This window comes from Pseudomonas sp. ACM7 (assembly GCF_004136015.1).
Classification (GTDB): domain Bacteria; phylum Pseudomonadota; class Gammaproteobacteria; order Pseudomonadales; family Pseudomonadaceae; genus Aquipseudomonas; species Aquipseudomonas frigoris.
On record NZ_CP024866.1, the window covers coordinates 2,184,892 to 2,206,046 of the forward strand.

Annotated in this window: 14 protein-coding genes; 2 read left to right on the forward strand and 12 right to left on the reverse strand. The window is 60.5% G+C overall.

Translation table 11 applies throughout. From position 1 onward, the window contains the following. Positions 1 to 3 precede the first annotated feature (3 nt). From gltB to CUN63_RS10325, 9 genes are all read right to left on the reverse strand, one after another. A complete protein-coding gene (gene gltB, locus CUN63_RS10280; protein ID WP_129439150.1) occupies positions 4 to 4,449 on the reverse strand; it encodes a glutamate synthase large subunit in 4,446 nt (1,481 codons plus the stop codon). Positions 4,450 to 4,801: 352 nt separating this feature from the next. Further along, complete coding sequence (locus CUN63_RS10290) at positions 4,802 to 6,397, reverse strand: SPOR domain-containing protein (protein WP_129439152.1); 1,596 nt, start codon at positions 6,395 to 6,397, stop codon at positions 4,802 to 4,804. Between the two features lie 10 nt (positions 6,398 to 6,407). Beyond that, a complete protein-coding gene (gene aroB, locus CUN63_RS10295; RefSeq protein ID WP_123366938.1) occupies positions 6,408 to 7,508 on the reverse strand; it encodes a 3-dehydroquinate synthase in 1,101 nt (366 codons plus the stop codon). A 151-nt stretch (positions 7,509 to 7,659) separates the two neighbouring features. Beyond that, a complete protein-coding gene (aroK, locus tag CUN63_RS10300; protein ID WP_010464421.1) occupies positions 7,660 to 8,178 on the reverse strand; it encodes a shikimate kinase AroK in 519 nt (172 codons plus the stop codon). Between the two features lie 4 nt (positions 8,179 to 8,182). Further along, positions 8,183 to 10,273, reverse strand: coding sequence for a type IV pilus secretin PilQ (gene pilQ, locus CUN63_RS10305; protein ID WP_129439154.1), 2,091 nt, complete (start codon positions 10,271 to 10,273; stop codon positions 8,183 to 8,185). 13 nt (positions 10,274 to 10,286) lie between these two features. After that, on the reverse strand, positions 10,287 to 10,814 hold the full coding sequence (locus tag CUN63_RS10310) for a pilus assembly protein PilP (RefSeq protein WP_008149568.1): 528 nt from the start codon (positions 10,812 to 10,814) through the stop codon (positions 10,287 to 10,289). Further along, the gene (gene pilO, locus CUN63_RS10315) at positions 10,811 to 11,434 is read right to left on the reverse strand and encodes a type 4a pilus biogenesis protein PilO (protein WP_129439156.1); all 624 of its coding nucleotides are present in this window, start codon (positions 11,432 to 11,434) and stop codon (positions 10,811 to 10,813) included. The genes CUN63_RS10310 and pilO overlap by 4 nt, the downstream gene beginning before the upstream one ends. After that, entirely contained in the window at positions 11,431 to 11,997 is a 567-nt protein-coding gene (locus CUN63_RS10320; RefSeq protein WP_129439158.1) for a PilN domain-containing protein, read from the reverse strand. The genes pilO and CUN63_RS10320 overlap by 4 nt, the downstream gene beginning before the upstream one ends. After that, positions 11,997 to 13,061, reverse strand: coding sequence for a pilus assembly protein PilM (locus CUN63_RS10325; protein ID WP_129439160.1), 1,065 nt, complete (start codon positions 13,059 to 13,061; stop codon positions 11,997 to 11,999). Before CUN63_RS10325 ends, CUN63_RS10320 begins: the two co-directional genes overlap by 1 nt. 219 nt (positions 13,062 to 13,280) lie before the next feature. On the opposite strand from CUN63_RS10325, the gene CUN63_RS10330 reads away from it, so the two are divergent. After that, complete coding sequence (locus tag CUN63_RS10330; RefSeq protein WP_371927075.1) at positions 13,281 to 15,722, forward strand: penicillin-binding protein 1A; 2,442 nt, start codon at positions 13,281 to 13,283, stop codon at positions 15,720 to 15,722. 241 nt (positions 15,723 to 15,963) lie between these two features. On the opposite strand, the gene CUN63_RS10335 is transcribed toward CUN63_RS10330, so the two are convergent. The 3 genes from CUN63_RS10335 to rpmE all read right to left on the reverse strand — a co-directional run bounded on the left by CUN63_RS10335 (position 15,964) and on the right by rpmE (position 18,464). Next, complete coding sequence (locus CUN63_RS10335; RefSeq protein ID WP_033055361.1) at positions 15,964 to 17,232, reverse strand: malic enzyme-like NAD(P)-binding protein; 1,269 nt, start codon at positions 17,230 to 17,232, stop codon at positions 15,964 to 15,966. Positions 17,233 to 17,415: 183 nt separating this feature from the next. After that, on the reverse strand, positions 17,416 to 18,216 hold the full coding sequence (locus CUN63_RS10340; RefSeq protein WP_129439165.1) for a thermonuclease family protein: 801 nt from the start codon (positions 18,214 to 18,216) through the stop codon (positions 17,416 to 17,418). A 14-nt stretch (positions 18,217 to 18,230) separates the two neighbouring features. Further along, positions 18,231 to 18,464 carry a 50S ribosomal protein L31 gene (gene rpmE, locus CUN63_RS10345; RefSeq protein ID WP_028621753.1) on the reverse strand — a complete coding sequence of 78 codons (234 nt, stop codon included), beginning with the start codon at positions 18,462 to 18,464 and terminating at the stop codon, positions 18,231 to 18,233. Between the two features lie 290 nt (positions 18,465 to 18,754). Here rpmE and CUN63_RS10350 point away from each other — a divergent pair, with 290 nt between their 5' ends. Further along, positions 18,755 to 20,974 (forward strand): primosomal protein N', encoded by a 2,220-nt coding sequence (locus CUN63_RS10350; RefSeq protein WP_129439167.1) that lies wholly within the window; start codon positions 18,755 to 18,757, stop codon positions 20,972 to 20,974. Positions 20,975 to 21,155 lie beyond the last annotated feature (181 nt).

Consider the following 21,155-nt stretch of genomic DNA (forward strand, 5'->3'; position numbering starts at 1 on the left):
ATATCACTGCGGGTTGGCACGGGTGCTGGAAAGCAACGATTTCAGGTTGGCAGCCTTGGGCTTGACCAGCCAGAAACGACGCAGATAGTCATCGAGGTTTTCAGCGAGGTTACGACCCCACTCGCTGTCGGTTTCCTCGACGTATTCGTTCAGCACGCGTTGCAGGTGGCTGCGATAGGCTTCCATCGCCTCACCGCTGATCCGCTGGATTTCCACCAGTTCGTGGTTGACCCGGTCAACGAAGGTGTTGTCCTGGTCGAGCACGTAGGCGAAACCGCCGGTCATGCCTGAGCCAAAGTTGTAACCGGTCTTGCCCAATACGCAGACGAAACCACCGGTCATGTACTCGCAGCAGTGATCGCCCGTGCCTTCCACTACGGTGTGAGCACCGGAGTTACGCACCGCAAAACGCTCGCCCGCGGTACCGGCGGCGAACAGCTTGCCGCCAGTGGCGCCGTACAGGCAGGTGTTGCCGATAATGGCGCTGTCCTGAGTCTTGTAGACGCTGCCCTTCGGCGGAACGATGACCAGTTTGCCGCCGGTCATGCCTTTGCCGACGTAGTCGTTGGCGTCGCCTTCCAGGTACATGTTCAGGCCGCCAGCGTTCCACACACCGAAGCTCTGACCGGCCGTCCCTTTGAAGCGGAAGGTGATCGGCGCATTCGCCATGCCTTGGTTGCCGTGTTTGCGAGCGATTTCACCGGAGATCCGCGCGCCAATCGAACGGTCGCAGTTGCAGATATCCAGGGCGAAATCAGCGCCGCTCATGTCGTTGATGGCCGAAGTGGCCATGTCGACCATTTTCTCGGCCAGCAGGCCTTTGTCGAACGGCGGGTTGCGGTCGACCTGGCAGAACTGAGGCTTGTCCGCCGGGATGTGATCGCTGCCCAGCAATGGCGTCAGGTCCAGGTGTTGCTGCTTGGCGGTCTGACCTTCGAGGATGTCCAGCAGATCGGTACGACCGATCAGCTCTTCGAGGGAGCGCACGCCCAGCTTGGCCAGCCACTCACGGGTTTCTTCGGCGACGTAGGTGAAGAAATTCACCACCATGTCGACGGTCCCGATGTAGTGATCCTTGCGCAGCTTCTCGTTCTGAGTCGCGACGCCGGTGGCGCAGTTGTTCAGGTGGCAGATACGCAGGTACTTGCAGCCCAGCGCGATCATTGGCGCGGTGCCGAAGCCGAAGCTTTCAGCGCCGAGGATGGCAGCCTTGATCACGTCGAGGCCGGTTTTCAGGCCGCCGTCGGTTTGTACCCGGACTTTGCCGCGCAGGTCGTTGCCGCGCAGAGTCTGGTGGGTTTCGGCCAGGCCGAGTTCCCACGGAGCGCCCGCGTATTTGATCGAGGTCAGCGGCGATGCACCCGTGCCGCCATCGTAGCCGGAGATGGTGATCAAGTCCGCGTAGGCCTTGGCCACACCGGCGGCGATGGTGCCGACGCCCGCTTCTGCAACCAGCTTCACCGAAACCAGCGCCTTCGGGTTGACTTGTTTCAGGTCGAAAATCAGCTGCGACAAGTCTTCGATCGAATAGATATCGTGGTGCGGTGGAGGCGAGATCAGGGTCACGCCCGGCACTGCGTAACGCAGTTTGGCGATCAGACCGTTGACCTTGCCGCCTGGCAGCTGACCACCTTCGCCGGGCTTGGCGCCCTGAGCGACTTTGATCTGCAACACTTCAGCGTTGACCAGGTATTCCGGGGTCACACCGAAACGGCCAGTCGCAACCTGTTTGATTTTCGAGCTCTTGATGGTGCCGTAACGCGCCGGGTCTTCGCCGCCTTCGCCGGAGTTGGAACGCGCACCGAGGCGGTTCATGGCTTCGGCCAGGGCTTCGTGAGCTTCCGGCGACAAGGCGCCGAGGGAGATGCCCGCGGAGTCAAAGCGCTTGAGCACCGACTCCAGCGGTTCGATCTCGCTGATGTCCAGAGGCGTGTCCAGGGTTTTGACCTTGAACATGTCACGGATCATCGACACCGGGCGGTTGTCCACCAGCGCCGTGTATTCCTTGAACTTGCTGTAGTCGCCCTGCTGCACAGCGGCTTGCAGGGTGCTGACCACGTCCGGGTTGTACGCGTGATATTCGCCACCGTGGACGAATTTCAGCAAACCGCCCTGCTGGATTGGCTTGCGCGGGCTCCAGGCTTCGGCAGCCAGGGCTTTCTGCTCGGCTTCGATGTCGACGAAACGCGCGCCCTTGATGCGGCTTGGCACGCCACGGAAGCTCAGGTCGCAGACTTCTTCAGACAGGCCGATGGCTTCGAACAACTGCGCACCGCGGTACGACGTGATGGTCGAGATACCCATCTTCGACAGGATCTTCAGCAGACCTTTGGTGATGCCTTTGCGGTAGTTCTTGAACACCTCATAGAGGTCGCCCAGGACTTCACCGGTGCGGATCAGGTCGCCCAGCACTTCGTAGGCCAGGAACGGATAGACCGCCGAGGCGCCGAAACCGATCAACACTGCAAAGTGGTGTGGGTCGCGAGCGGTGGCGGTTTCCACGAGGATGTTGGAGTCGCAACGCAGGCCTTTTTCGGTCAAGCGGTGGTGCACCGCGCCGGTGGCCAGGGAAGCGTGGATCGGCAACTTGCCCGGGGCAATGTGACGGTCACTCAGCACGACCTGGGTACGACCGGAGCGCACGGCTTCTTCAGCCTGATCGGCGACGTTGCGGATCGCCGCTTCGAGGCCGACGCTTTCGTCGTAGTTGAGGTCGATGATCGCGCGCTCGAAGCCCGGACGATCGAGGTTCATCAGCGAGCGCCACTTGGCGGGGGAAATGACCGGCGAGCTGAGGATCACGCGCGAGGCGTGTTCCGGCGACTCCTGGAAAATGTTGCGCTCGGCACCGAGGCAGATCTCCAGCGACATGACGATGGCTTCACGCAGCGGGTCGATCGGCGGGTTGGTGACCTGCGCGAACTGCTGACGGAAATAGTCGTACGGCGTGCGCACGCGCTGGGACAGCACGGCCATCGGCGTGTCATCGCCCATCGAGCCAACGGCTTCGTAGCCTTGCTCGCCGAGCGGACGCAGCACCTGATCACGTTCTTCGAAAGTGACCTGGTACATCTTCATGTACTGCTTGAGCTGATCGACGTCGTAGAACGCCGAACCGTGGTCGTTGTCTTCCATGGTCGCCTGAATGCGCAGGGCATTCTTGCGCAGCCATTGCTTGTACGGATGACGGGACTTCAAGCGGTTGTCGATGGCGTCGGTATCGAGGATCTGGCCGGTTTCAGTGTCCACGGCGAAGATCTGGCCCGGGCCAACGCGGCCCTTGGCGATCACGTCTTCAGGCTGGTAGTTCCAGACACCGATTTCCGAGGCCAGGGTGATGAAGCCGTTTTTGGTGGTGACCCAACGCGCCGGACGCAGACCGTTACGGTCGAGCAGGCACACTGCGTAGCGACCGTCGGTCATTACCACGCCGGCCGGGCCGTCCCACGGTTCCATGTGCATCGAGTTGTATTCATAGAACGCACGCAGGTCCGGGTCCATGGTTTCAACGTTCTGCCACGCAGGCGGAATGATCATCCGCACGCCACGGAACAGGTCGATACCACCGGTGACCATCAACTCGAGCATGTTGTCCATGCTGGAGGAGTCAGAACCGACACGGTTGACCAGCGGGCCGAGTTCTTCCAGATCCATCAGATCGTTGGTGAACTTGGTGCGACGGGCCACGGCCCAGTTGCGGTTACCGGTGATGGTGTTGATCTCGCCGTTGTGGGCGAGGAAGCGGAACGGCTGAGCCAGCGGCCATTTCGGCAGGGTGTTGGTCGAGAAGCGCTGGTGGAACACGCAAATCGAGGTTTGCAGGCGCTGGTCGCTGAGGTCTGGATAGAAGGCGGTCAAATCCGCCGGCATCATCAGGCCTTTATAAATGATGGTCTTGTGCGAAAAGCTGCAGACGTAGTGATCGGCGTCGGCGGCGTTGGCCACGGACGAGCGACGACGGGAGGTGAACAGCTTGACGGCCATGTCCTGATCGCTCAGGCCATCACCGGCGATGAACACTTGCTCGATCTGCGGCAGGCGCTCAAGGGCTAGGCGACCGAGGACGCTGGTGTCGATCGGCACTTTGCGCCAGCCGACGAGGGTCAGGCCAGCAGCGAGGATCTCGCGGTTCATGTTCTCGCGAGCGGCTTCGGCTTTGACCGGGTCCTGGTTGAAGAAGACCATGCCCACCGCATATTGCTTGGGCAGTTCGACGCCGAAGGTTTCCTGGGCGATGGCTCGCAGGAACACATCCGGCTTTTGAATCAGCAGACCGCAACCGTCACCGGTCTTGCCGTCGGCGTTGATCCCACCGCGGTGGGTCATGCAGGTCAGGGCCTCGATGGCCGTTTGCAAAAGGGTATGACTGGGCTCGCCCTGCATATGGGCTATCAGGCCGAAACCGCAGTTATCCTTGAATTCATCTGGTTGGTACAGACCTGCTTTCATAGACACTTTCTCACCAGGCTGCCTCTTGTCGAGGCAAATTTCTTTTCAATTCAACCACTTACCATCCGCGCCGAACGTACGCCAGCTTTGCGGGGGCAAAAGGGAGGTCATTGTACACACCGACACAGAGGCTCACAAATTTGACGACGAAATGTCGCAAATCTATGTCGCATTTGTGAAAGGTTTAAAGCGATATGCTGTGCTAGTCAAAACTTTTTTAATTTTGACCGCAACGACTCAAAGACTACTGTGACGCAGACACCACAAGGCACGCGGTCTGTAGAGACAGCATGCTACTTGCGGAAAATTTTGAGGTGCCGGGAGAGGCGGCCTGGGTAAGGCCGCCGAATCATCAGCGAGCTGTAGCCAGTTCCTGTTGGACGCTGGCGACGGAGCGAGGCCAAGGTTTACCAGCCTGAACCTTCGCTGGCAAGGCCTTGATGGCGGTAACGGCTGCATCGCGGTTGGCGAAGCTACCGTAAGTGATGACGTAAAGCGGCTTGCCGTTGAGGACTTTCTTGAAATAACGGTACTCGCCGCCCTGCTCCTTGACGAAGGATTGCGCGGCCGCTTCGGAACTGGTGCCGAGGATCTGCACCACGTAGTTACCCGGTGCTTGCCCTGCGTACCAGGTGCCGCCAGCGGCTTTGGCCACAGCGGCTGGTTTCTCGGCAGGCTTGGCAGCAGCAGCGGCGGCGGGCTTGGCTGGCGCTGGAGCTGGCTTCACGGCAGGCGCAACCGGGGCTGGCTTGGCAGTCGCGACCTGAGTCGGCGCAGGCACAGGTTTGGTGGCTGGCGTCGGTGCGGGACCGGCCGACAGACCTGCTGGAGGCGCGGTAGTGGTCACGGTCGGCGGCGTAGCGCTCGAACCTTCGACCGGCACGCCGTCGTCGCCTTCGGTGATGCCACCGGCGGCTTCGGCCAACGGACCACGCATGACCGGCTGCGAGTTGCCGACCAGCGGCAATGGCATCGGTTGCGAGTTACCGGCGAATTCGACGGCAGGCGCGCCGCCGCTGTTAGGTTGCGGCGTGCCCTGGCCGAGTGGCAGTTGCGCCTGTTCGTTGACAGGTGCGCCAGTGGTCGGTGCTTTGCTGCGACCCGGCATCAACCAGGCGGCGGCTACCGCGACCACGACAACGGCGGAAATCGCCAATACGTGTTTCTTCGGCATGTTGAACCCCATACTTGGACGCTTCACCGCTGAGCGGCTGGCAATCATGGCTTCGATCATTGCATCGCGGGCAACCTGGTTGATGGTGCCAGGCCAACCGTCGGAGCTTTCGTGAATATCAGAGATCTGATCTGCGGTGAAAAGTTCGATACCCCGGCCGGCGCCTTCGAGCCGCTGGTCCAGATATTCGCGGGTTTCTTCTTCGGTGTAAGGCTGCAATTCGATGACGTGGAAACGCTCTTCCTCGAGGCTCAGCGCCTCCAGTTGAGCAATCAGCGACGACTCGCCGAACAGGAACACATGCGGGCGACCTTCCGGTGCACCGGCGGCCAGGGCCAGCAAGGCTTCCAGCGCGGATTCGTCGAGTTGCTCGGCGTCATCCACCAGCAAATAGACTTCCTGCCCCGTCAACGCAAGTTGCACCACTTGAGCCAGAATCGCGCCGATCTCGGCCTGGGCAACGTTCAGCGCCTGAGCCACCTGACGCAGCACGCCGGCCGCATCACCGGCACCACGGGCGGAAACCACCACGCTCTGCACCGACTGCTTGTTGGTGCTGGCCACCAGGGCCTGACGCAACAGCGTCTTGCCACTGCCTTGCGGGCCGGTGACGACCAGCAGCAACTGACTGTAGCGTGCCAGGTGATGCAGTTGCCCCAGCACCGGTTTGCGCTGGGCCGGGAAGAATTTGAAGCCAGGCACCCGTGGAGAAAAAGGGTCATGACTCAACTGGTAATGGCCGAGGAAAGCCTCGTCGGCGTGCAAACTAGTCATCGGGATCTTATTAACCTTTAAGCTGAGCCAGAGCGCGGTAATCCGCTCCCAGCGTGGCCTGTAAAACCTCTTTCGGATAATCGTCGGTCACCACCGCTTCGCCCATGTGGCGCAACAGCACCAGGCGCAAACGACCGTCGATCACTTTCTTGTCAATTGCCATGTGTTCGAGAAAATCGGCTTCAGTCATCTCTTCAGGCGGGATGACCGGCAGGCCGGCACGCTGGAACAGACGAATGCCGCGATCGCGCTCTTGCTCGCTGATCCAGCCCAGGCGCGCGGACATTTCCAAGGCCATTACGGTGCCAGCAGCGACCGCCTCACCATGTAGCCAGACACCATAGCCCATGTGGGTTTCGATGGCGTGACCGAAGGTGTGACCCAGGTTGAGCGTGGCGCGAACACCGGTCTCCCGTTCGTCGGCACCCACCACCGCAGCCTTGGCCGCGCAAGAGCGCTCGATGGCATAAGTCAGGGCGACCTGGTCCAGGGCGCGCAGACGATCGACGTTGTCTTCAAGCCAGGTCAGGAACGGCTCGTCGCAGATCAGCCCGTACTTGATGACTTCAGCAAGCCCGGCGGACAGTTCGCGGGCCGGCAGGGTATTGAGGGTAGCGGTATCAATCAGCACCACGTTCGGCTGATAGAAAGCGCCAACCATGTTCTTGCCCAGCGGATGGTTGATCCCGGTCTTGCCGCCCACCGAAGAGTCGACTTGCGACAGCAGCGTGGTCGGGATCTGGATGAAATCGACACCACGCTGGTAGCAGGCGGCAGCAAAACCGGCCATGTCACCAATCACACCGCCACCGAGGGCGATGACCGTGGTACGGCGGTCGTGCCGCGCGGTCAGCAGACCGTCGAAAATCAGTTGCAGGGTTTCCCAGGTCTTGAAGGCTTCGCCGTCCGGCAGCACCACGGAAACCACCGAGAACTGTGCGAGGCTGCGGGTCAGACGCTCGAGATAGAGCGGCGCAACGGTCTCGTTGGAGATGATCGCCACTTGCCGTCCGCGTATATGCGGGGCCAGCAGCTCAGGCTGATCCAACAAACCTTCGCCAATATGAATCGGGTAGCTGCGCTCGCCTAGATCGACCTTGAGTGTCTGCATGTGTCCCCACAGTGAAGATGGAATCAGGCGTCCTGCCTTGAGTTAACGAATGTCCACGGCGTCTGCTGGTGTGACGCCGTTCGGTAGCCATCCGCCACAACCTTGAGCGGCCATGACAGGACGCCGAGGATAGCGCATTTCGCGCTGCGCTTTAACGGGGAGGTAGCTGCTGCAAGCGTTCGAGAATATCGAGTACGACCATTCGCGGCGGCCGCTCATCGGTTTCCACCACCAGATCGGCGATTTCCCGATAAAGCGGATCGCGGATCGCCAGCAGATCCCGAAGGGTCTTGGCCGGATCGGCAGTACGCAACAGGGGTCGATTGCGATCACGGGAAGTGCGACCCACCTGCTGCTCGACAGACGCATGCAGATAGACCACCCGCCCCCCGGCGTGCAGCGCCCGACGATTGGCCTCGCGCATCACCGCGCCGCCACCGGTCGCCAGCACCACGCCGTCGCAGCCGCACAGCTCGGCAATCATCGCCTGCTCGCGGTCACGAAAGCCCGGCTCGCCTTCCTTATCGAAAATCCACGGGATATTGGCGCCCGTGCGCAATTCAATTTCCTTATCGGAATCTTTGAACGGCAGGCGCAGCTCTTTGGCCAGCAACCGGCCGATGGTGCTTTTTCCAGCCCCCATCGGTCCAACAAGAATCAAATTTCGCACAGAATCAATGGCTCACAGCAATCGCCTGGTTATTCATGATACGCGGAGTGAGAAATACCAGCAGCTCGGATTTTTTCTCCGAAACCACGTCACGCCGGAAAAGGCGGCCAAGATACGGCACATCACCGAGAAATGGCACCTTATCTACAACCTTGCTCTGAGTATTTGAGAAAACCCCGCCAATCACGATGGTCTCACCGTCGTTGACCAGGACCTTGGCATTGACCTCGTTTTTCTTGATCGGCGGTACATCCTGCACCTTGTTCAGGTAGTCCGGTTCGTCCTTGGTGACCTTGACCTCCATGATGATCCGGTTGTCCGGGGTGATCTGCGGCGTCACCTCCAGAGACAGCGAAGCCTCCTTGAACGACACCGAGGTAGCGCCGCTGGAGCTGGCTTCCTGATAGGGAATCTCCGTGCCCTTGAGGATTTTCGCGGTTTCCTTGTCCGAGGTGACCACCTTGGGCTGCGAGACGATTTCGCCGTTGCCGGTCTTCTCCATCGCCGTCAGCTCAAGATCCAGCAGCACATTGTCGGTGATGAACGCGATGCCGAGCCCCGAGGTGTTGGCGGCGGTACCCAGGTCGACGAACGGCGAGTTGGTGCTGGTGCTGCCAGGCGTACCGATGGTCGACGAAGCATTAGCCCCATTATTGCTGACGCCCGAGGTGTTCCAGTTGCCCTTGTTCTGCAACGAACCACCCCAACGCACGCCGAGGCTTTTGTCATAGTCGACGTTGGCTTCGACGATGCGCGCCTCGATCATCACCTGACGCACCGGGATATCCAGTTGCGAGACGATACGGCGCAGTTCATCGAGGCGATCCTGGGTCTGGTAGGCAATGATGTTGTTGGTCCGCTCATCCACCGTGATCGAGCCCCGCTCGTCGGCTTTTGCCTCGGCACTGGTCACCGACTGGAACAGCTTGGCGATATCGGCAGCTTTGGCGTAGTTGACCTGCAACAGTTCGCGACGCAGGGGCGCCAGGTCAGCAATCTGCTTCTGCGACTCAAGCTCCTGGCGCTCGCGGGCAGCGATTTCATCGGCCGGCGCCACCAGCAAAACGTTGCCGATCTTGCGCTTGTCCAGGCCCTTGGTTTTCAACACCAGATCCAGCGCCTGATCCCACGGTACGTTCTGCAAACGCAGCGTGATGCCGCCCTGCACTGTGTCGCTGGCCACCAGATTGAGGTTGGTGAAATCGGCAATCAGTTGCAGCACCGAACGCACGTCGATGTCCTGGAAATTCAGCGAGAGCTTTTCGCCGGTGTAGGCGAAACGCTCGGTGTTGCGTTTCTGCAAGTCATCGACGGTCATCGGCCGGATGCTGACGGTCAGCTTGTTGTCGGTCTGGTAAGTCGAATAATCGAAGGCGCCGCTGGGCTCAATGCTGATCGTGGCCCGATCGCCCGTGGCGCTGGCGTTGACGAACTGCACCGGCGTGGCGAAATCCTTGACGTCCAGACGTACACGCAACGGCTCAGGCAATTGAGTCCTGGCGAAACCGAGGATGATCTTGCCGTCGCGCTCCTGAATGTCCGGGGCGATGGAGGGATCCGACAGATCGATGACCACATTGCCTTCGCCCTGAGTGCCGCGCTGGAAATCCACACCCCGGATGGCCTTGCCCACTGGCGTATAGGCTTTCGCCGGGGCTGGCGTTGCCGTCGCGGCGCGCGGTGTTTTGGGCGCCGGGCTGGAGGCCGTTTTGTTGGCACCTTGGCCGACCACCACGAACAGCGTGTTGCCTTCGACCCGTGCGTTATACGGCGTCAACTGGGTCAGATTGATGATCAGTCGCGTACGGTCCTTGGCTTCCACCACCGTGGCGCTGCGGGCATTTCCGCCGCCCAGGTCACGATTTTTGCTTTTTAGCTGACTGACGACGCCAGGCAGATCCAGCGCGATCCGTGCAGGCGATTCCGTGGTGTAACCGTGGGGCGGCGGTGGCGGCCCATCGAACGACAACTTCAACTCGACGCGGTCCCCCGGCAGCGCGGCGACATCCAGCGCTTTGAGGTTGGCCGCTAGTACCATCGGCGACAGCAACGCTATCCATAGCGAAATACCGAAGGTTGAGAAAATCCTGTTCATTATTCGAGTTCCACTATGAGTGCTCTTTCAAAGGGATGGTCCGCGGCCGCTCCAGCCAGGCGCCTTCGCCGTCGGGAACGATTTCGACCACATCGACCTGCGAGCCACTGATGGCGACGATCCGCCCATCGTTACGCCCCAGGTAATCGCCGACTTTCAACCGATGCACCCCGCCCGCCCCGCGCAACAGCGCAAAGGAGCCGGTCGCATTGGCGATCGTTCCGACCATTTCAAACTGCTCGATGTTGAAACCTTCGAGGTACTGCTTGACCCGATTCGGATCAGGTTTGACGTTGCGCGAGCCGTGTTTCTGGCCGGCCAGATCGACTCTGATCTGTCGGGAAAACGGGCTTCGCAGGTTGGCGGCACTGTAGGTGAATGTTGGGTAAGACCGAAATGTCGGCGTTGGTTCAATCTTGCCGGGCGCACGTAAACGCATTTCGTTCATGTACGCGTCCAGGTCGCTGAAGTCATTGTCGCTGCCGCAACCAGCCAGGCCGGCGACCAACACAACCATCGAAAAACAACGAATCGGGCTCATTTTTGCAGCCCCTTGTCGTTGTAGCGGTAGGTCTTGGCGAGGATGCTCATACGCAACTTCGGACCACCCTCCGGGTTGGCCGGCGCAAGGTCGAAGTCATGCAGGGTGACAATCCTTGGCAGCCCGGCGACGCCGCTGACGAAGGTGGCAAGGTCGTGATAGGCACCGGTGACGGTGATCTGGATCGGCAACTCGATGTAGAACTGCTGCGTGTTCTCCGACAGCAGTTTGATCTCTTCGAACTCCAGGCCACTGCCCAGGCCGGTGCGAGTGATGTCCTCCAGCAGACCGGGCACTTCGGTGTCACTGGGCAATTGCCGTAGCAGTACGCCAAAGGAGTTCTCCATTTCCTTCATCTGCTGCGTATACAGCTCCAGATTCGCCGCCATATGGGCTTTGTTGGCGAATTGCTCCTTGAGGGTCGACTCTTCCTCGCGCTTGAGTTTGAGGTGGCTTTGAAGGTCGCTGATGGAAAAACTGTAGCCCAGCGAAAGCACCAGGATCATGAGCAGGACTCCCGCCAGTGCCTTGATGGCTGGCGGCCAGGAACCCATGTTATTGGTGTCCAGGTCGTTGATGTCGATCTTGCGCAGGCCTTCGAACCAGTCAGACAGCCTCATTTGCCGCCCTCCGCAGCGGCGGGCTGAGTCTGACGAACGGTCAGCTGAAAGACGTTGGCCTGATCCAGCTGACCGGCGGTCGTCGCTTTGACTTCCGTGAGGGTGGGCGCATCAAACCAATCGGACGCATCCAGATTGCGCATCAGGTCTGACACACGATTGTTGGACTCCGCCGCTCCGGTGATGGACAAGGACTTGCCGACCATTTTCACCTCGGTGAAATACACGCCGTCAGGCAGCGTACGTGCCAGTTGATCAAAAATACGCCCGCTGATCGGCCGGTTGCCTTGCAGGTCCTGGATGATGCGCATGCGCTCGACCAGTTGCTGGCGACGGGCCTTCAAATCGCTGATCTGTTTAATCCGCTCATCGACCATGGCAATCTGTTTGCCGATGTAATCGTTACGAGCCACTTGCCGATCGATAGCGCCACTGATGGCCTGGTTCGCGATCAGCACCGCCCCCACTGACCCCACCAGCACACCGACCAACACCAGCAAAAAGCGTTTGCGGCGGACTTCACGCTGCTCTTCGCGCCAGGGTAAAAGATTGATCCGCGCCATCAGTCGAAACTCCTGAGGGCCAGCCCGCAGGCGATCATCAGTGCCGGCGCATCGCTGGCCAGGGCACCGGCGTTGACCTTGCTGCCCAAGGTCATGTCGGAGAATGGGTTGGCCACTTGCGTTGGTGTACCCAATCGTTGCTCGATCAACCGATCAAGCCCCGGGACCGACGCGGTACCGCCGGCCAGCAGAATGTGATCAACCGAGTTGTACTGACCGGAGGCGAAGAAAAACTGCAATGAACGCGACACCTGCTGCACCAGCGCATCGCGAAACGGCTGCAACACCTCGCTGACGTAATCGTCCGGCAAACCACCCTGTTTCTTCGCCAGCCCCGCCTGTTCAAGGGTCAGGCCATAACGTCGCTGGATTTCCTCCGTCAGCTGACGACCGCCGAACAATTGTTCGCGGGTGTAGATGATCCGCCCCTGGTGCAGCACGCTCAGGGTGGTCATGGTGGCGCCGATATCGACCACCGCTACCGTCAGACGCTCCTGAGAAGCAGCCAGTTGGCTCGCCAGCAATCCGTAGCAACGCTCTAGCGCATAGGCCTCGACGTCGACCACGCGGGCTGTCAGGCCGGCCAGGGCCAGGACCGCTTCCCGCACCTCGACGTTTTCCTTGCGACAGGCCGCCAGCAGCACATTGACTCGCTCGGGGTTGCGCGCAGAAACGCCCTGGACCTCAAAGTCGATGGCCACTTCGTCCAATGGATAAGGGATGTATTGATCGGCCTCGATCTTCAGCTGGTTTTCCATTTCGTCGTCGGAAAGACCGGCGTCCATCTCGATGGTCTTGGTGATCACCGCCGAACCGGCCACGGCCACGGCGACGTTCTTGAGGTTGGTTCTGGCCTTGAGCAGCACGCGCGCGAGTGCCTGCCCTACGCCTTCGAGCTCGGCGATATTTTTCTCGACCACCGCGTTGGTGGGCAAAGGTTCCACCGCATAGGCCTCGACCCGATAGCGGTCGCCTTGGCGGCTTAGCTCCAGAAGCTTGACCGACGTGGAGCTGATGTCGATCCCCAGAAGCGTGTTGGCCTTTTTATTGAAGAGTCCTAGCACTACCAATTCCCTATGACTATCCGTGTCTTACGGACTCTGTAATATCCGTTGCGTTCAAACCACCCGTCTTGACAGCAGCGCAAATGACGCCCTCGACGGAAAAATGCTTATAATGCCCAGCGTTTTTTTCCGGTTTTTACTTTCAAGCGCGGGTCGTTCCCTGTTTATCTGAACCCTGATGCCAAATTCATTCTTTGCCCTGGATGTCCAAAAGCCTTGATTCGTCTGCTGAAATTTTTCGGTTGGTCCATCGTCGCCGTTTTCTGCGGACTGCTCCTCGGTCTTAGCGGCGCCTTTCTCTACCTTAGTCCGGGTTTGCCATCCGTGGAGGCGCTGAGAAGCATCCAGTTGCAGATTCCTTTGCGGGTCTTCAGCAGCGACAACAAGCTGATCGCAGAATTTGGCGAAATGCGCCGCACACCGATCCGGTTCGCCGACATTCCCCCCAATTTCATTAATGCGTTACTAAGTGCTGAAGACGACAACTTCGCCAATCACTACGGTGTCGACCCCAGCAGTCTGATGCGCGCGGCCACCCAGTTGGTAAAAAGCGGACACATTCAGTCCGGCGGCAGCACCATCACCATGCAGGTGGCGAAGAACTTCTTCCTGACCAGCGAACGCAGCTTCTCGCGCAAAACCACCGAAATCCTCCTGGCTCTGCAGATTGAACGGCAGCTGACCAAGGACGAGATTCTTGAGCTGTACGTCAACAAGATCTATCTGGGCAACCGCGCCTACGGTATCGAGGCCGCCGCACAGGTTTACTACGGCAAGTCGATTCGTGACGTCAGCCTGGCGCAGATGGCGATGATCGCCGGCCTGCCAAAAGCCCCTTCGCGCTTCAACCCGCTGGCCAATCCGGCCCGCAGCAAGGAACGTCGCGACTGGATCCTTGGGCGCATGTACAAGCTCGGAAAAATCACCGAAGCCGACTACACCACCGCGATCAACGAGCCGCTGAACGCCAGTTATCACGTGCCGACCCCGGAAGTGAATGCGCCGTACATCGCTGAAATGGCCCGCGCCGAAATGGTCGGCCGTTATGGCAGCGACGCCTATACCGAGGGTTTCCGCGTCACCACCACGGTGCCGAGCAACCTGCAGGAAATGGCCAACACCGCGGTTCACGAAGGGTTGATGACCTACGACCAGCGTCATGGTTATCGCGGCCCCGAGTCGCGCCTGCCGGGCAAGACTCGCGAGGCCTGGACAACCGAGCTGACCAAACAGCGCACCATCAGCAGCCTTGAGCCCGCCATCGTCACCCAGGTCGACAAGACCGGCCTGCAAGTGATGACCCGTACCGGTGACGAACACGTCGGCTGGGACAGCATGAAATGGGCGCGCCCATTCCTCAACACCAACAGCATGGGTGCCAACCCGAAGCAGCCTTCGGACGTCGCCCAGGTCGGCGACCTGATTCGTGTGCAACGCCAGCCGGACAACTCGCTGAAATTCAGCCAGATCCCGCAGGCTCAGGGCGCACTGGTTTCCCTTGATCCGCAAAACGGTGCCATTCGCTCCCTGGTCGGCGGCTTCGCCTTTGAACAGAGCAACTACAACCGCGCCATGCAGGCCAAGCGTCAGCCGGGTTCGAGCTTCAAACCGTTCGTCTACAGTGCCGCACTGGATAACGGCTACACCGCCGCCAGCCTGGTGAACGACGCACCGATCGTGTTCGTCGACGAGTACCTGGACAAGGTCTGGCGTCCAAAGAACGACACCAACACCTTCCTCGGCCCGATCCGTATGCGTGAGGCGCTCTACAAGTCGCGCAACCTGGTGTCGATCCGCTTGCTGCAGGCGCTGGGCGTTGACCGCACCATCGACTACATCAGCAAGTTCGGCTTCAACAAGCAGGACCTGCCGCGCAACCTGTCCCTGGCCCTGGGCACCGCGACGCTGACGCCAATGGAAATCGCCACCGGCTGGAGCACCTTCGCCAACGGCGGCTACAAGATCAGCCCCTACATCATCGACAAGATCGAAAGCCGCAATGGCGACACGCTGTTCGTCGCCAACCCGCCGAGCGTCCCGAAAGGCAACGTCGCCACCGACGGCATCGCCGCCCCTGTCGCGGCTAACGCTTTCACCGTCAACGCAACCCCGGGCGAAGCCTTGACCGCTCAGCCAGCGCCACAAACGCCGGCCGTGGCCGAACGCATCGTCGATGGCCGTACCACTTACATCCTCAACAGCATGCTCGAGGACGTGATCAAACTCGGCACCGGCCGCCGCGCCCTGGCCTTGGGCCGCAGCGACATTGCGGGCAAGACCGGTACCACCAACGAGTCCAAGGACGCCTGGTTCTCTGGGTACAACGCCGATTATGTGACCACTGTCTGGACCGGTTTCGACCAGCCTGAAAGCCTGGGCCGCAAGGAATTCGGCGGCACCGTCGCCCTGCCGATCTGGATGAGTTACATGGGCGCCGCACTCAAAGGCCTGCCGCCCCATACGCAGGCAGAGCCGGAAGGCATCCTCAGCCTGCGAGTCGACCCGGTCAGCGGCCGTGCAGCCACCCCAGGCACGCCAGGCGCCTACTTCGAGCTGTTCAAGGCCGAAGACACGCCACCGTCAGCGAACGAGCTGGGCAACGGCACTGCGCCGGGCAGCCCACTGCCTGCGGATGAAGCGGCGCCGATCGATTTGTTCTGATCGCCTGAAGCTGCAAAAAGCCCCGCCTTCCAAAGAAGAGCGGGGCTTTTTATTGTGGCGCCTGTCAGACCGCCATCGTCGGATCGCCGCCCGGAACAAGCTCGCTCCCACATTGGAATGCGTACCCCTGTGGGAGCGGGCTTGCTCGCGAAGAGGCCAGCACAACCGCTGCAAAACCCACAGGCAAAAAAAAGCCCCGACTCGCAAGAGCCGGGGCTTTGTGTTGAAGCGCTACAACGACTTAGCCGTTGAACACGTCATCCACGCTTTTCAGCGGGTAGTTCTTCGGATACGGCAGGGTCGCTACGCCGGTCTCGATCGCAGCCTTGGCCACGGCATCGGAGATCACGGTGATCAGACGGGCATCCATTGGTTTCGGAATGATGTACTCACGACCGAATTCCAGTTTGATGCCGCCGTAGGCGTCGCACACTTCCTGAGGAACCGGCAGCTTGGCCAGTTCACGCAGGGCGTTGGCCGCAGCCACTTTCATTTCTTCGTTGATGCGCTTGGCGCGAACGTCCAGGGCACCACGGAAGATGAACGGGAAGCCCAGCACGTTGTTGACCTGGTTCGGGTAGTCCGAACGGCCGGTCGCCATGATCACGTCATCACGAGTGGCGTGAGCCAGTTCCGGGGAGATTTCCGGGTCCGGGTTGGAGCACGCGAACACGATCGGGCTGGCCGCCATGGACTTCAGGCCTTCAGCGCTCAGCAGGTTCGGGCCGGACAGACCAACGAACACGTCCGCGCCTTTCAGGGCGTCGGCCAGCGTGCGTTTTTCAGTCGCGTGAGCGAAAACAGCCTTGTACTGGTTCAGGTCGTCACGGCCGGAGTGGATCACGCCGGTACGGTCAACCATGAAGATGTTTTCGATGTTGGCACCCATGCTCACCAGCAATTTCATGCAGGAGATGGCGGCAGCACCGGCGCCCAGGCAGACGATTTTGGCGTCAGCGAGGGTTTTGCCAGCGATTTCCAGGGCGTTGATCATGCCGGCCGCAGTAACGATCGCGGTGCCGTGCTGGTCATCGTGGAATACCGGAATGTCGCACTGCTCGATCAGAGCGCGTTCGATCTCAAAGCACTCAGGCGCCTTGATGTCTTCCAGGTTGATGCCACCGAAGGTGATGGAGATGCGCTTGACGGTGTCGATGAAGGCTTGCGGGCTTTCGGAGTCGACTTCGATGTCGAAAACGTCGATGCCGGCGAAGCGCTTGAACAGCACGCCTTTACCTTCCATCACTGGTTTGGAAGCCAATGGGCCGAGGTTACCCAGGCCGAGAATTGCGGTGCCATCGGAAATGACTGCAACCAGATTGCCCTTGCCGGTGTACTTGTAGGCGAGTTCAGGGTCGCGGGCGATTTCGCGGACTGGTTCGGCTACACCGGGGCTGTAGGCCAGCGACAGGTCGCGGGCGGTAGCGGTGGCTTTGGTGAGCTCGACGCTCAGCTTCCCTGGACGAGGATGGGCATGATATTCGAGAGCGGCAGTTTTCAAATCAGACATATGGGCATTCCGCTTTTTACTGTGGGACAGACGGACCGCCGAGGATACTCGTGTCGCAAAGTCCCTACAAGACTGACCGGTCACCCCTGTCAAGCACCCGGCCCTACGACTTTGGACCAAGAGCCGCGGAACACAAGGGATTGACCGTTCACAATCTACATTAAAAATGTCTACAATTTTTTATCACTGCGCCATCTGAAGCATCGCCGGGTCGGTCAATGGCAGAAGCCAGCGCGCCTGCCCTTCTTTCAGTCCGCCACGCCGCGAACGGTCCAGTACCCAGCCGCGCGCCTCTATCTGCTTGCCCTTCAACCGCTCAAGATCCGCAATATCGAACTGGCCCAACACATTGGGTGCAACGCGCAGTACAACCGAATCCTGCAACTCGATCCAAACCCCGCCGCGATTGCGCTGAACCTTGCTCACACGACCGCTGAGCACAGCGAAACCGGAAGCGCTGATCTGCTCCGCTTTCAGTACAGGGGATTGACGCCACAACCCGAGTCCGGCCTGACGGGCGCTGTGTTCCGCCGCTTGCTGGCAGTCGACCAGATCGACATTCGGCGCGACTGCCACCTGGAAACCGAGTCCTTCAGCGAGCATCTGCGCTTCAAGGTTGGCGCCATCGGCGCTGTAGACATGGGCCAAGGTACGGCCGTAATGGTCTTTGCTTTCTTTACCGGGCAATAAACCGACCCGTCCGTCGCTGGCAGCCACCAGTGCTTCCAGGCGTTGGCGTGCCGCCACCGCGAACGGCTCGTCGGAGCGGCCTTTCTTGCCCAGTTCCGGCGTATTCAAACCGATCATGCGCACGCTGCGACCATCGCTCAGACGCAGCGTGTCACCATCCACCACCCGCTGCACCGCAATGGATGTCAGCCCGCTCGGCGCCGGGCAGAAGGCCTGGGCAGCGGAAAGCCAAATCGCAGACATAAAAAAGGCGCCCGCAAGGGACGCCTTTTTCATCAGCAAGGTAAAGCCCATGGGGCTTTGCAACCTTACTCTGCAGCAGCAGGAGCTTTGGCTTTGCCAAAAGCACCGAAACGGTCTGCGAAGCGCTGTACACGGCCGCCAGTATCCAGAGTCTTCTGCTTACCGGTGTAGAACGGGTGGCACTCGTTGCATACGTCAGTACCCAGTGGCTTGCACAGGTTCGAACGAGTTTCGAACTTGTTGCCGCAGCTGCAAGTTACTTCGATGGTTTCGTACGCTGGATGGATATCGGCTTTCATGGTGTATTCCTCAGGCTAGTGTGCCGCCACTCAACACTATTGTTGAATACCGCACATAATTAGGCCGCGGATTCTACCAGACAATGCCATTCACGCAAGCTGTCACTGAGACCGACCGTCTGCTAGGCTCCCGGCCTAATACGCGCCCTTTGTGGGAGCGGGCTTGCTCGCGAATACGGTGTGTCAGGCAACGATGATGTGTCTGATCCACCGCATTCGCGAGCAAGCCCGCTCCCACAATTAATAGGCGTCCGACTTCTTTTACTGCCCGCTTATCGAGATCACCCCGCGTGCCCAACGCCATTCTGCGCCTCGCCCTGCCCTCGCCCCTGCGCCGCCTGTTCGATTACCGTGCCCCGGCCGGTGTCCTGCGCGCCCAGTTGCACCCCGGCATGCGCTTGCGGGTGCCGTTCGGCCGGCGGGAGATGATCGGGATTTTGGTGGAGGTCACCGACACCAGTGAAGTCCCGGCAGAGAAGCTCAAGCCGGCCCTGGCACTGCTCGATGCCACGCCGCCCCTGCCGCCAGCGCTGTTCAAACTGTGCCTGTGGACGTCTCAGTACTACCAGCACAGCCTCGGCGACACCTTGAGCTGGGCGCTGCCGGTGTTGCTGCGTCAGGGTGAACTGGCCGAAGCACGGCAGGAGCGCTTCTGGTCCGCCGCGCCCGGCGCCAGCCTTGATGACCCGCGCATCGCTCGCGCCCCGCGTCAACGGGAGGCACTGGCGACTCTGGCCCAGCATCCCCACGGCGTCGCCCATCAGTTGCTGAGCAAACTGATGCTGAGCAAGGACAGCCTGGATTTGCTGCTGGCCAAGGATCTGGTGCAAGTCGAAATCCGCAAACACGCCCCCGACGCCCGCCACGAACACTGGCTGGCGCAACCGGAATTGCCGCTCAACCCCGAGCAGCGTGCGGCCTATGAGGCGATTCGCGCAGGGTTCGACAGTTATCACGCGTTCCTGCTGGCCGGCGTCACCGGCAGCGGCAAGACCGAAGTCTATTTGCAACTGATCCGCGAAACCCTTGAGGCCGGCAAGCAGGCGCTGGTACTGATCCCGGAGATCAACCTCGGCCCGCAGACCCTGGCGCGTTTCGAGCAGCGCTTCAATGCACGCATCGCGCTGATCCACTCGGCGGTCAACGACCGCGAACGCCTCGAAGCCTGGCTCGCCGCCCGGGACGGTGACGCCGACATTATTATCGGCACCCGTTCGGCGCTGTTCACGCCGATGAAGAACCCCGGCCTGATCATCATCGATGAAGAGCACGACGGCTCCTATAAACAGCAGGAAGGCCTGCGCTATCACGCCCGCGACCTGGCATTGGTCCGCGCACGCCAGGAAAACATCCCGATTGTCCTCGGCTCCGCCACGCCTTCACTGGAAAGCCTGCACAACGCCTACACCGGTCGATACGGACTCTTACGCTTGAACGAGCGTGCCGGTGGCGCCAAACAGCCGCGGTTCCTGCGCCTGGACGTGAAAAGTCGTCCGCTGGACAGCGGCATTTCCGGGCCGATGCAGCAGGCCATCGGTCAGACGCTGGCCGCTGGCCAACAAGTGTTGGTGTTCCTCAACCGTCGCGGTTTTGCGCCCACGCTGCTGTGCCATGACTGTGGCTGGATGTCAGAGTGTCAGCGCTGCGATGCGCGAATGACCGTGCACCAGCGCTCAGGCGAACTGCGTTGTCACCATTGTGGCTACGTCGAACGCGTCCCTCGGCATTGCCCGAAGTGCGGCAAGGTCGATTTGCGGCCTGTCGGCGCCGGCACCGAGCGCGCCGAAGAACGATTGGGGATTTTGTTTCCGGACGTCCCGGTGCTGCGGGTCGACCGCGATAGCACTTCGCGCAAAGACGCCATGAATCAAATGTTCGCGACCATTCAGAAGGGCCAGCCCTGCATTCTGGTGGGCACGCAAATGCTTGCCAAAGGGCATCACTTCCCGCGGGTGACGCTGGTGTCGATTCTCGATGCCGACGGCGGGCTGTTTTCCGGCGACTTCCGCGCCAGTGAGCGCATGGCGCAGTTGATCGTCCAGGTTGCCGGACGCGCGGGCCGGGCTGAAGAGCCGGGCAAAGTGATCATCCAGACCCACTTGGCCGACCATCCGCTGCTGGTGCAATTGACTGAACAGGGTTATTTCGCCTTTGCCGAACAGGCGTTGAGCGAACGTCGCTCGGCGGGGTTACCACCGTTTGCGCACTTGGCGCTGCTGCGGGCCGAAGCGCACAAACCGGGGCAAGCTGAAGGTTTTCTTGATGAGGCGTGCAGCGAGGCCGAGCGTTTGCTGGCCGAACAGAACCTGACCGGGATTGAACTGCTCGGGCCGGTGCCTGCACCGATGGAACGCCGGGCCGGGCGTTATCGTGCGCAGTTCTTGCTGCAAGCGACGGCTCGGGCGCCGCTGCATCGACTATTAAGCAGCTGGCTGCTGGTGTTGGAGCAGATGCCGAGCGGGCGGGCGGTGCGTTGGTCGCTGGATGTCGATCCCGTGGATTTGTATTGATTGGTCGATCGCTATCGCGAGCAAGCTCGCTCCCACAGGGGATCTGCGGCGCTCACCCGATCAATGTGGGAGCGAGCTTGCTCGCGAAGAGGCCCTAATAGTCACCACATATCCATAACCTGCCCGCTATAGTTGGCAAGCCCGTCTTCGCAACGGATAATGCCCAGTTTTTCCACTAGCG

Bases quoted from the DNA above. Each gene is read 5' to 3' on its own strand.
- gltB (WP_129439150.1), bottom strand. From the start codon at position 4,449: ATGAAAGCAGGTCTGTACCAACCAGATGAATTCAAGGATAACTGCGGT.
- CUN63_RS10290 (WP_129439152.1), bottom strand. From the start codon at position 6,397: ATGACTAGTTTGCACGCCGACGAGGCTTTCCTCGGCCATTACCAGTTG.
- aroB (WP_123366938.1), bottom strand. From the start codon at position 7,508: ATGCAGACACTCAAGGTCGATCTAGGCGAGCGCAGCTACCCGATTCAT.
- pilQ (WP_129439154.1), bottom strand. From the start codon at position 10,273: ATGAACAGGATTTTCTCAACCTTCGGTATTTCGCTATGGATAGCGTTG.
- CUN63_RS10310 (WP_008149568.1), bottom strand. From the start codon at position 10,814: ATGAGCCCGATTCGTTGTTTTTCGATGGTTGTGTTGGTCGCCGGCCTG.
- pilO (WP_129439156.1), bottom strand. From the start codon at position 11,434: ATGAGGCTGTCTGACTGGTTCGAAGGCCTGCGCAAGATCGACATCAAC.
- CUN63_RS10320 (WP_129439158.1), bottom strand. From the start codon at position 11,997: ATGGCGCGGATCAATCTTTTACCCTGGCGCGAAGAGCAGCGTGAAGTC.
- CUN63_RS10335 (WP_033055361.1), bottom strand. From the start codon at position 17,232: ATGTCTGATTTGAAAACTGCCGCTCTCGAATATCATGCCCATCCTCGT.
- CUN63_RS10340 (WP_129439165.1), bottom strand. From the start codon at position 18,216: ATGGGCTTTACCTTGCTGATGAAAAAGGCGTCCCTTGCGGGCGCCTTT.
- rpmE (WP_028621753.1), bottom strand. From the start codon at position 18,464: ATGAAAGCCGATATCCATCCAGCGTACGAAACCATCGAAGTAACTTGC.